Below are 11111 nucleotides of genomic sequence, written 5' to 3' on the forward strand. Positions count from 1 at the left end.
CGACGCGGCGGGCGTCGCCGCCATTGTCGCGCACCAGCGCAAGGCGGGAGATCTTGCCGATCACGGCGTTGCGGCTGACGCCGAGCTGGGCGGCTATCTCGCGGCAGGTCAGCCCGGCCTCAAAGTGCAGTTTCAGTTGCTGGATCCGTTCCGTGGTCCAGGTCGGTTGGGCAGTCGTCTGATCGGCGGGCATGTTCTATTGCTTCCAAGTTTGATCCGTCCTGGATCGTCCTCGGCCGACGCGCGCACGAACTGGTCGCTTTACGCTCCCTTATGCCCTTCCATTGTCGCGGATCGACAGCAGCCCGTCCTTGATGGCGAGCCGGATGCCTTCTTCGATCAATGTCCTGCAGACACCTGGAACGCTGGTGCCGTGGGTCCCCTGCTTCACGAGCTTTTCGAGATAGCCGATCGTTGCCAGGGCGAGGGTTACGGGAATGCGGTCAGTCTCGGCTTTTTCCGTGGCCATGCCTAAAAGCTAGTCCGTAACGGGTGTACAGAAAAGTAACTTTTTAGACTCTATTAGGAAACGGATTAGTTGTACAGCGGCCTGGGGATAACTGGTTAAGGCGTTGATTTTGAATGAAATGTGGCGTTTTTGATTCATCCGGGGATGACTCTCCAGGGGATCGGTGACTCCCTCGGTCCGTGAGCGATGCAGGAACAGCACAGCGCGGATTCGGCGCTGGCGCCCGCAACGCAATTCAAAATGGTGGAAATGGCCACTGTTGGCAGCGTCGAGATCGCACTGCGGCGGCGATCGCTTGCCGGTCCGATTGGCGCTTGCGGTTGCGCCGTTGTGCCGCGCCTTTCAAGCCGGCCAGCCTGATGAGGTCATTGTCGGCGCGAATCGATTTGCGCGACCGTCCTCCGATTTTGGGAGGGTTTCGTCGTGATCAACTCGGGTGCATCCGCGCCGCGGGAATGAGAAGCTATGCCGTCGTCGTTGCGAGGAGCCGAAGGCGACGATGTCTCCGCCGAGGCGGACAATCGCTTCCTGGGCTTGTCGACCAAATGTTCTCAGATCGCTCAGCCGTGGACGACCGATTTCGCGATCATGCAATGGATGCCCTTGGATCCGTTGACGGTCTGGGTCACGCGCAGATCGGCGGCGAGGCTGCACAGCGTGTAGGCGTCCTCGCGCGACAGATTGCGCTTCTCGCCGAGCAGCACGATCATGTCGCGCAGTGCCCGCACCACGCATTGGTCGAGGTCGGGATCCATCGCCATCGTCATGTAATGCGTCGCGGTCTCGGCGCGTGGGTAGTCGAAGCGCAGGTCCTTGCGCACGGTGAGGCGGAAGCGGCCCTGCAATGCGGTCTCGATCGCGGTGACGTTGACCTCACCATCGCCCTGCACGCCGTGGCCGTCGCCGCAGGAGAAATGCGCGCCGGGCACGAACACCGGCAGATACAGCTTGGCACCAGGCCTAAGCTCCTTGTTGTCGAGGTTGCCGCCCATGGCGCGCGGGATCAGCGAGGTGATGCGGCCCCAGGCCGGCGGCGGCGCTACGCCCATGACACCGAAGAACGGCGCCAGCGGCAGATCGAGCCCCCAGGGCAGCTTGCCGACCATCCGCTCTCTGTCGAGCGGGATGTTGAGGTAGCGGTACTCGTGGAAATCCTCGGGCAGGGTGCCGGCCAGCGGCTTAATGAAATTGTAGCCCCAGTCCTGGCGGAGTTGCACGTCGAGGATGTCGACCTCCAGCACATCGCCGATTTCGGCGCCCTTCACGGCGACAGGACCGGTCAGAATGTGGCCGGGCACCATCCGCTCGCTCTTGGCATGCACCTCGAGCAGTTCCGGAGGAATGTGGAATTTACTTTGGTCCGGCACCACCTCGGGACCGCCGCTGATGGTAGCGATCGTGACCTCGTCGCCGCTCTCGATCGTGAGCACCGGCTTCAGCCTGGCTTCGAAGAAGCCCCAGTGGCAGGTCTCGGGGCTGGCGTTCAGATGGTGATGGGTCATGGACGTCACTCCTCCGATCGGGATGCGCTGTCAACGTCATCCATAGCAAAGCAAACCGCTCCTGCGCAGCGATGGATACGCAGGGCCCAATTGCGTTATGAGGTCTGCGGTCGCGATTCCCGTCAAGCCGGAGCTTCGGATGTTCTTTGTGGCGTCGAAAACATTCGGTCTGCTGGCGTTGCCGACCAATTTCATGATCGTTCTCGGGCTGATCGGCGCGATCCTGGCGGCGACGCGGTTTGTGCGACTCGGCCGAAGCCTCATGATGGTTGCGATCGTGCTGCTCGCGGTCGTGGGTTTCACGCCCTTCGGCAACCTCGTGCTGGCGCCATTGGAAGACCGTTTTCCCGCATGGGACGCGAGCAAGGGCGCCCCCGACGGCATCGTCGTGCTGGGCGGGCCGATCGATCCCGACCTGTCCCTTGTCCACGGCATGCCGGTGACGCTCGGCGGTGCCGACCGTCTGATCCAGGCGGCTGCGCTGGCGCGGCGCTATCCCAATGCGCGCATCCTGTTCACCGGCGGCAGCGCGAATCTGATCTCGACCGGTGCCAAGGAGGCCGATCAGGCCGCCGAGCTGCTGGTCAGCCTTGGCGTTCCCAAAGAGCGCTTGATTCTGGAGCGGCAGTCCCGGAACACCTACGAGAATGCAGTATTCTCTCGCGCGATGGTGATGCCGAAGCCCGGCGAGCGCTGGCTGCTGGTGACCTCTGCCTATCACATGCCGCGCTCGGTCGGCCTGTTCCGCAAGGCTGGTTTTCCGATCGAGCCTTATCCGGTGGACTGGCGCGTCACCAGCGTGTTCGATTTCGAGATGTTTTCGGTACAGGGCCTGCGGCGCACCGACATCGCGGTGCGCGAATGGGTCGGGCTGCTGGCGTATTGGCTGCGCGGTCGGACCGCTCATCTTTTTCCGGGCCCGGGGTCCTGACCGCCGGGCAGGGCTCGAAACGCTGGCAGGAACTCCCGCAACCGTCTAACAAACGCGGCGGGTCAGGGCGCTGGGCAGGTGCGTCGCAGAAGAGGTGAGCCATGCAACAGCAGATCGCGCCTGAAAAGCTGGATTTGGCCGGCATGGCCGCCGACCTCAACAGCCTGCTGCGGCTGAAGACCACGGTCATCGGCATCAAGATGTTTGCCCGCGTCGAGGACATGACGGCGATCGAGAGGATCCGCCGCCCGAACGCGGTTCATACCACCGACCAGATCGTCAGCATGGCCTCGCGGCTCGGCTGGACGGTCGGGATCACCGCGGACGATCTGGTCGGCGCGCAGTGCCGCGCCGTGATCGGACTCGGCCCGCAGGACGAGACCTGGCTTGCCGGCGCGAACTTTGTCGGGGTCTGGCACGGCACCGCGGAAGATGCGCGCAAGCGGCAGGAAGCGCTCGATGTGGTGCCGTTTGGTCAGTATCAGGCGATGGCGGTGAGTCCGCTGACCAGCGGCCGGCTCGATCCGCCGGATATCTGCCTCGTCTATGCGACGCCGGGACAGATGATCATCCTGATCAACGGCCTGCAATATGTCGGCTACAAGAAGTTCGAATGGGGCGTGGTCGGCGAGACCGCCTGCGCGGATTCCTGGGGCCGGGCGCTGAAGACCGGCGAGCCCAGCCTGTCGCTGCCATGCTTTGCCGAACGCCGTTACGGCGGTGTGCCGGATGAAGAGATGCTGATGGCGTTGAAGCCGTCCGACCTCGCCAAGGCCATCGCCGGCATGAAGCAGCTCGCCAAGAATGGCCTGCGCTATCCGATCGCGCCCTATGGCATCCAGAGCGACGTCCGCGCCGGCATGGGCGTGTCGTATGGGAAGAAATGAAACATCAAAACTTGCTGTCATTGCGAGCGCAGCGACGACTTGTCCGCCATAGCCCGAAGGGCGACGGCGGAAGCAATCCAGAATCCTTGCTCGGCCCTGGATTGCTTCGCTTCGTTCGCAATGACGGCAGCAGTGGTAAGGACTTGAGATGACTTCTCCGAAATTCGACATCATCGTCTACGGCGCCACCGGCTTCACCGGTCAGCTAGTCGCCGAATATCTCGCCTCGAACTATCGCGGCGACAGCGCGCTGACATGGGCGATGGCCGGCCGCAGCCTCGACAAGCTCGCGTCTGTCCGCGCCGCGATCGGCGCGCCGGCCGACACGCCGCTGATTGCGGCCGACGCCTCCGATCACGCATCATTGCAGGCGATGGTCGCGCAGACACGCGCGGTGCTGACCACGGTCGGCCCGTATCAGCTCTACGGCAACGAGCTGGTCGCCGCCTGCGTCGCATCCGGCACCGACTATCTCGATCTCTGCGGCGAGCCGGTGTGGATGCGTCAGATGATCGACAAGCATCAGGCGGAGGCGGAGAAGAGCGGCGCGCGCATCGTGTTCTCCTGCGGCTTCGACTCGGTGCCGTTCGAGCTCGGCGTCTACTTTGCGCAGGCGCAGGCCAAGAAGGCGTTCGGTGCACCGGCGGCGCGGGTCAAGGGCCGCGTGCGCGGCATGAGCGGCACCTTGTCCGGCGGCACCGCGGCCAGCGCCAAGGCGACCGCCGCGGCGTTGACCGCGGATTTGAGCCTGGTTGCGATCATGAAGGATCCGTTCGCGCTGACGCCAGGCTTCAGGGGTCCGAAGCAGCCGGCCGGCAACCGGCCGCTCTACGAAGAAGATCTGAAGTCGTGGGCCGCGCCGTTCATGATGGCGACCATCAACACCCGCAACGTGCACCGCTCCAACATGCTGATGGGTTTTCCGTACGGCCAGGATTTCGTCTACGACGAGATGGTCTTGACCGGCGATGGCGAGAAGGGCGAGGCCAACACCAAGCGCGTGATGGCCGTGAATGCCGAGAAGACCGGTGCCAATGCGCCGAAGCCGGGCGAGGGACCGTCAAAGGACGAGCGTGAGAACGGCAGCTACGATCTGATGTTCGTGGCGTTCGCGGCCGACGGGCGCCAGTTGCGCGCCGTCGTGAAGGGCGATCGCGATCCCGGCTATGGCTCGACCTCGAAGATGCTCGCCGAATGCGCGATCGGTCTGTTGCGCGACGTGCCGGAGGCGAAGGGCGGTTTTTGGACGCCGGGAGCTTTGATGGGCGACCGCCTGATCAAGCGGCTGGTCGATCGTGCCGGGCTGACATTCACGGTGGAGGGTTGACGGTTTGCGCGCTCGCCGCACCGGCCCAACGGGACTGCGCGGCGGCAAACATGGCCCACATGGTGCCAAGCATCATGAAGAAATGGCGCCAGTGGTCGGTGTCGATGATGAAGCTCTCACCGACCGTGCCGAGGAAGGCCGAGAAGATCGCGATGTAGCTGCGCTGCCACGGCACGCGCGCAAACAGATAGCGGAAGCCAAGGATCACGGTGACGAACACCAGCGTCGGATAGCAGATCCCCGATAGCCAGCCGCCGGACATGAAGGCGTTGAGATAGGAGTTGTGGGTGTCTTCGGGAAAGTAATGATGGAATTGCAGCGGTCCGATCCCGAATGGCAGGTCGAGCGCCATCTGCGCGCCGAGGATATGGCGGCCGAAGCGGCCGAAGCGGCCTTCGTCATAGCTCTGGTCGAAGCTCGCCCGCTGCCGGAACATCTCGTCGATCGAGCTGAAGGACAGCAGCAGGGCCATCAGCAGAACGGCGGCCAATGCGGCCGCGAGCGTCAGCACGACGATGCGCGAGCGCTCCGAGCGCGTCTTGCTGGTCAGGACCATCATGGCCAGCATGAAGGCGGCGGTCAGGATCAGCCCGCCCCAGGCGGCGCGCGAGAACGCGAGCAGGATAGCGAGCGCCATGATGATCAGCGCAATGCCGCTCCGCACCGCCTTGGCGAAATGCGCCGTCACGACACTCTGCAGCGCGAACAGGGACGGCAGCAGCAGGAACGCGCCGAGCACGTTCGGATCCTTGAAGGTGCCCCGCGCGCGCCCATACAGCGTCAGCAGGTCATAGCCGCCCGGCACCGCATTGAAATAGCCGGCGACGGCTGCGAGCGAGGCGATGACGGCGCCGACCACCAGGCCGCGGCGCAGCATGTCCAGCCGCGCCTGCGTGTCCTCGGCCATCACGAGCGCGAAGAACGCCACCGTCACGGACATGTACCAGGAGGTCGCGATCCAGCTCGAAATGGTGGAATCGCCGAGCAGGGGGACCGCGCCGATGGTGTAGCCGAGATTGAGCAGGAACAGCAGCAGCAGCAGCGGCACCAGCACGATCCGCAGCCGCACGCCGGTGGCAATGAAGACCGCAGCCGAGGCCAGCGTCACGAACTCATAGGGGCTCGGCTCGATGAAGACGATCGCACCGGACGCACCGACCAGCCAGATCAGCGCGCGCTGCAGCGCGACAACCCCCGGGGGAGCCATCGGGCGCGCCGCAAGGTCTCCGGCTGCCGCCGCGTACGCCATCACATCCAACTCACATCACGCAACTCTACACGCCGTTCCATGCCCGGCCGCCTGGCCAGGCGGAACGCCTCAATAGGCGTTCTCGCTCTTGGTCATCAGTGCCAGCGGCGTCTTCAGCAGGATGAACAGATCGAACAGCACCGACCAGTTCTCGATGTAATAGAGGTCGAACTCGACGCGCTTCTGGATCTTTTCCTGATTGTCGATCTCGCCACGCCAGCCGTTGATCTGCGCCCAGCCGGTGATGCCCGGCTTGACGCGATGGCGGGCGAAGTAACCGTCGACGGCTTCGTCGAACATCCGGTTCTGCAGCTTGCCCTGCACGGCATGCGGCCGCGGCCCGACCAGCGAGAGATTGCCCTTGAACACCACGTTGAAGAGCTGCGGCAGCTCGTCGAGGCTGGTCTTGCGAATGAAGCGGCCGACGCGGGTGACGCGCGGGTCGTTCTTGGTGACCACCTTCGACGCGAGCGGGTCGGCCTGGTCGTGGTAGAGCGAGCGGAATTTGAACACGTCGATGCGCTCGTTGTTGAAGCCGAAGCGCTTCTGCCGGAACAGCACCGGACCGCGGCTGTCGAGCTTGATCGCGAGTGCGACCAGCGCCATCACCGGCAACGCGGCCAGCAGGGCGAGTCCGCCGACGAGACGGTCGAACATCCACTTCATCACCAGGTCCCAGTCCGTGATCGGCGCCTCGAACATGTCGAGCGTCGGGACCTGGCCGAGATAGGAATAGGAGCGGGGCCGGAAGCGCAGCTTGTTGGTGTGCGCGGACAGGCGGATATCGACCGGCAGCACCCACAGTTTCTTCAGCATGGCAAGGATGCGCGTCTCCGCCGAAATCGGCAGCGCGAACAGCACCAGGTCCACCCGGGTGCGGCGGGCGAATTCGACGATGTCGTCGACCTTGCCGAGCTTGGGACTGCCGGCGCAGGTCTCGAGCGCGCGACTGTCATTTCGGTCATCGAACACGCCGAGCACGTCGATATCGGAGTCCTCCTGCACCTTCAGCGCACGGACCAGTTCTTCACCGTTCTCGTCGGCGCCGACGATGATGGTGCGCCGGTCGAGCCGTCCCTCGCGCGCCCAGCCGCGTACAAGGCTGCGCACGAACACGCGACTTGCGATCAGCGCCGCGAGGCCGACGGCAAAGAACGCACTGAGCCAAAGCCGGGACACTTCGCCGCCAAGCTTCGCGAAGAACGAGGCGCCAATGAAGAGGAGGAAGACGAAGGCCCAGGACGAGACCATCCGTGTCATCTGCCGCAACTGGCCGCGGAAGATCTGAACCTGATAGATGTCCGATGCCTGGAAGCAGACCACGGCGGTGGCGGCCATAGCCAGGATCGCCGCGATATATTGCCAGTAGAAGCCGCCAAGCGGGACGACGTATCCGAAGTAGAGCGCGATACCGACAAGGCTGAGCAGGACGAGATCGGCAATGCGGACCGCACCCGCGATCACGATCGGAGAAATGGCGCGGCGGACTTTTTGGTTGGTGACGGCCAGCGCCGCCGGCGTCAGTCGCCGCCGCCGTTCAACGGGCGGGCGGTCGGGCGACGCAGTCGCTGCGACCGCTGCCGCAGCGTCTAGCATCGAGCGTGCGTTGATCGGTTCCACAGATGTACACCGTAAAATGGTCTCGTTATCTAATCGCGCAGAACGCACGGGGAATACCCCCGCGACCCGACTTAGCGCCGGCAATTCGGAACAAATTGTTAGCGATGGTAAACGATGTCAGGTCTTGGTAAACGCGTCGCGGTATCCCGCCAATACACCTTCGACCATCGCGGTCTGCGAGAAGTGTTGGAGGACGCGTTCGCGCAGCGCCCGTGCGCGCTGCTCAGTCGCATCCGGGTTCGCCATTGCAGCTTCGATGGCATCGGCGAGTGCTGCGGCGTTGCTCGGCGGAAACAGCGCGTCGCGGTAGGGGCCGAAGATTTCGGGGATGCCGCCGATGTCGGCCGCGATCATCGGGATACCGGCCGCGGCCGCTTCGATCACGACATAGGGCATGGAATCACCGCGCGAGGGAACGACCAGCAAACGTCCTTGCGAAAAGCCGTGGCGCGCCTTGACGTGTCCGATGAAGCGGATCGCCTGCGTCAGCTTTAGCTGCGCGACCTGCGCCTTCAGCCTCTCGGTTTCCTCACCGTCACCGCCCAGTGTGAGCGTCAGCGACCTGCCGGCCGCACGCAGCCGCGCCAGTGCATCGACGAGGAGGTCCGCACCCTTGATGTGCCTGAACTCGCCGACATAGGCGATGTCGGTCGCGTCAGAGGCAGTTTGCACGGGATCGAACTCGCCGGCTGTGACGCCATTGAAGACGCTATGCACGAGACCGCTGGGGGTGCCGATCATCCGCTGATAGGTGTCGCGCGCAAACGCGCTCTCGAACAGGAACAGCTCCGTGCGGTGCATCAGCGCGCGCTCGAGCCGGCTGTACAGCGCGCCCTTGGCCGTGTTGGGCGGGTAATGCAGCGAGCCGCCATGCGGCGTGTAGACTCGGATCGTGCCGGGCCGATGTCTGATCATGCGGATGAAGGCGCCGGCTTTTGCGCCATGACCGTGCAGCACATCCGGCTGCAGGTCCTGATTGAGGCGGGCGAACTGTCTGAACACGATGACATCGGTCGGCGACGGTTCGCGGTGGATCGCAATACGATGCAGGCCAAGCTTCAGGCGTGGCGCGATCTCGGCCAGCGCCTGGGCAGCGCGGTCGCCGCCGGTCAGACTGTCGGCGACGATGCCGACGTGGTGGCCGCGCTCGATCTGACCGTATGCAAGATCCATGATGTGACGGAAGATGCCGCCGACTGGCGCACGGGTGGCGTGCAGGATCCGCAGCGGCTGGTCCGATGCCACTCCCATCGTCAGGACGATCTTGCGACGCGGCAGCCGACCGTCCATGCCGCCGTCACGTCACGCGACAGCGCGCAGCACGGGACGGAAAGAGCATTGCGTCGGCGGTTCATGGCGTCCACCTTTGGAGGTGATCTGGAAGCGATAGGCGGTTCGTAGTTAATAAAGTGTAAGACAACCGGGCTCCCATGGTCGACAGGATCTGGAATGCCTTGCGCGACGGTAACATGTTCGTGGCATGTCTTCCTACTCGTCATCGGCGCCTGATCAGATTAACCCGGCAGCAACCTTAATGGAGTGTAATTCTACCTTGTCGTGTGGAGTGGTGGCGTTTTGCCTCGCAGGAGTAAGTAATGCGGTTGGCGTTCTGGCGTGCCGGCAAGGCGAAGACGCAGGTCGAACAAGCCGTCGCGATATCTGTGCCTGCCGGGGTGGCGTCCGCTGACGCGGCTGCCCCATTCGGCGACATCGATATCCGCCTGCTTGGCCGGGCTCTGCTGCGCAAGCGCGGTTTCATCATTGTTCCGACGCTGCTGGCGCTCGTGCTTTCCATCACCGGCGTCAATCTCGTTACGCCGCGTTACAAATCCGAAGCGCGTATTCTGATCGACGGACGCGAGAATGTGTTCCTGCGCCCGAACAGCGAGCGCAACGAGGAGCGGACGGCGCCGCTTGACCCCGAGGCGGTGACCAGCCAGGTGCAGCTCGTGCTGTCACGCGACCTCGCGCGTGAGATCATCAAGAAGAACAAGCTCGCCGAGTTGCCTGAATTCGATCCGGTGTTGCGGGGGATCTCGCCGCTGAAATCGCTGGCGGCGCTGGTTGGGATCGTGCGCGATCCGCTGTCGATGACCCCAGAAGAGCGGGTGATGGACGCTTATTACGAGCGGCTGACCGTCTACGCCGTCGACAAATCGCGCGTCATCGTGGTGGAGTTCCAATCGCAGGATCCGGACCTTGCCGCGCAAGTCTCCAACTCGATCGCCGACGGTTATCTGGTGCTGCAGCAGAATGCGCGTCAGGTGCAGGCAAAATCGGCCAGCACCTGGCTCGCGGGCGAGATCGAGAATCTGCGCAAGAAGGTCGCCGAGGCGGAATCGCGGGCCGAGGATTTCCGTTCCAAATCCGGCTCGTTCGTCGGCACCAACAACACCACGCTCTCCAACCAGCAGATGGGCGAGATCAACACCCAGCTCAACAATGCTCGTGCGCTGAAGTCGGATGCCGAAACCAAGGCGCGGCTGATCCGCGAGATGATCCAGGGCGGCCGGCCGATCGAGGCGCCCGAGGTGCTCAATTCCGAGCTGATGCGGCGGCTGTCGGTGCAGCGCGTCACGCTGCGTGCGCAGCTTGCGGAACAGTCCTCGACCCTGCTCGACAATCATCCGCGCATCAAGGAATTGAAAGCGCAGCTCTCCGATCTCGATCGCCAGATCCGTGACGAGGCCGGCAAGATCTCGCGCTCGCTCGAGAACGACGCACGGATCGCGGGAGGGCGAGTCGATGCCCTGAGTGCAAGCCTGGACCAAATGAAGAAGCAGGCCACCTCGACCAACGGCCAGGATGTGCAGTTGCGGGCGCTGGAGCGCGAAGCCAAGGCGCAGCGGGACCTGTTGGAATCCTATCTCGCCAAATATCGTGAGGCCAACACCCGCGAAAGCCTCGATACCGCTCCGGCGGAGGGGCGGATCATCTCGCGGTCGATCGTGTCCAACACGCCGGCCTATCCGAAGAAGCTGCCGATCGTTCTCATCGCGACGCTTGCGACCTTGATGCTGACCTCGGGCGTGGTCGTGACCGGCGAACTGCTGCGCGTCACCGCGCCGCAGGTCTCTGCGGTCGTGGCAGCCGCGCCCATGCGCAACGTCGCTGCCACACCCGCGC

General features: G+C 63.9%; 10 protein-coding genes. 4 read left to right on the forward strand and 6 right to left on the reverse strand.

Going from position 1 to position 11111, the window contains the following annotated elements; all coding sequences use genetic code 11:
• The 3 genes from WA702_RS21295 to WA702_RS21305 all read right to left on the reverse strand — a co-directional run.
• Positions 1-193: GcrA family cell cycle regulator (locus tag WA702_RS21295; RefSeq protein ID WP_425112525.1), on the reverse strand; the 193-nt coding region annotated here is incomplete at its 3' end.
• Between the two features lie 78 nt (positions 194-271).
• Positions 272-469 carry a hypothetical protein gene (locus WA702_RS21300; protein ID WP_006614936.1) on the reverse strand — a complete coding sequence of 66 codons (198 nt, stop codon included), beginning with the start codon at positions 467-469 and terminating at the stop codon, positions 272-274.
• A 560-nt stretch (positions 470-1029) separates the two neighbouring features.
• Positions 1030-1971: an acetamidase/formamidase family protein gene (locus WA702_RS21305; protein ID WP_425112526.1), complete on the reverse strand. Its 942-nt coding sequence runs from the start codon at positions 1969-1971 to the stop codon at positions 1030-1032.
• 139 nt (positions 1972-2110) lie between these two features.
• On the opposite strand from WA702_RS21305, the gene WA702_RS21310 reads away from it, so the two are divergent.
• The 3 genes from WA702_RS21310 to WA702_RS21320 all read left to right on the forward strand — a co-directional run bounded on the left by WA702_RS21310 (position 2111) and on the right by WA702_RS21320 (position 5116).
• Positions 2111-2902, forward strand: coding sequence for a YdcF family protein (locus WA702_RS21310; protein WP_425112527.1), 792 nt, complete (start codon positions 2111-2113; stop codon positions 2900-2902).
• Positions 2903-3003: 101 nt separating this feature from the next.
• Positions 3004-3789 (forward strand): DUF169 domain-containing protein, encoded by a 786-nt coding sequence (locus WA702_RS21315; protein ID WP_425112528.1) that lies wholly within the window; start codon positions 3004-3006, stop codon positions 3787-3789.
• Positions 3790-3937: 148 nt separating this feature from the next.
• Positions 3938-5116, forward strand: coding sequence for a saccharopine dehydrogenase family protein (locus WA702_RS21320; protein ID WP_425112529.1), 1179 nt, complete (start codon positions 3938-3940; stop codon positions 5114-5116).
• Here WA702_RS21320 and WA702_RS21325 read toward each other — a convergent pair.
• From WA702_RS21325 to WA702_RS21335, 3 genes are all read right to left on the reverse strand, one after another.
• Positions 5100-6365, reverse strand: a complete 1266-nt coding sequence (locus tag WA702_RS21325; protein WP_425112530.1) for an O-antigen ligase family protein — start codon at positions 6363-6365, stop codon at positions 5100-5102. The genes WA702_RS21320 and WA702_RS21325 overlap by 17 nt on opposite strands.
• A 69-nt stretch (positions 6366-6434) precedes the next feature.
• Positions 6435-7961 carry an undecaprenyl-phosphate glucose phosphotransferase gene (locus WA702_RS21330; protein WP_425112531.1) on the reverse strand — a complete coding sequence of 509 codons (1527 nt, stop codon included), beginning with the start codon at positions 7959-7961 and terminating at the stop codon, positions 6435-6437.
• A 141-nt stretch (positions 7962-8102) separates the two neighbouring features.
• Positions 8103-9236 (reverse strand): glycosyltransferase family 4 protein, encoded by a 1134-nt coding sequence (locus WA702_RS21335; RefSeq protein ID WP_425112533.1) that lies wholly within the window; start codon positions 9234-9236, stop codon positions 8103-8105.
• Positions 9237-9580: 344 nt separating this feature from the next.
• Between WA702_RS21335 and WA702_RS21340 the strand changes: the two genes are divergently transcribed.
• Positions 9581-11111 (forward strand): GumC family protein (locus WA702_RS21340; RefSeq protein WP_425112532.1); only part of this gene is annotated, 1531 nt, incomplete at its 3' end.

This window comes from Bradyrhizobium sp., assembly GCF_049798375.1.
Lineage (GTDB): Bacteria > Pseudomonadota > Alphaproteobacteria > Rhizobiales > Xanthobacteraceae > Bradyrhizobium.

Bases quoted from the DNA above. Each gene is read 5' to 3' on its own strand.
- WA702_RS21300 (WP_006614936.1), bottom strand. From the start codon at position 469: ATGGCCACGGAAAAAGCCGAGACTGACCGCATTCCCGTAACCCTCGCC.
- WA702_RS21305 (WP_425112526.1), bottom strand. From the start codon at position 1,971: ATGACCCATCACCATCTGAACGCCAGCCCCGAGACCTGCCACTGGGGC.
- WA702_RS21310 (WP_425112527.1), top strand. From the start codon at position 2,111: ATGTTCTTTGTGGCGTCGAAAACATTCGGTCTGCTGGCGTTGCCGACC.
- WA702_RS21315 (WP_425112528.1), top strand. From the start codon at position 3,004: ATGCAACAGCAGATCGCGCCTGAAAAGCTGGATTTGGCCGGCATGGCC.
- WA702_RS21320 (WP_425112529.1), top strand. From the start codon at position 3,938: ATGACTTCTCCGAAATTCGACATCATCGTCTACGGCGCCACCGGCTTC.
- WA702_RS21325 (WP_425112530.1), bottom strand. From the start codon at position 6,365: ATGGCGTACGCGGCGGCAGCCGGAGACCTTGCGGCGCGCCCGATGGCT.
- WA702_RS21330 (WP_425112531.1), bottom strand. From the start codon at position 7,961: ATGCTAGACGCTGCGGCAGCGGTCGCAGCGACTGCGTCGCCCGACCGC.
- WA702_RS21335 (WP_425112533.1), bottom strand. From the start codon at position 9,236: ATGGGAGTGGCATCGGACCAGCCGCTGCGGATCCTGCACGCCACCCGT.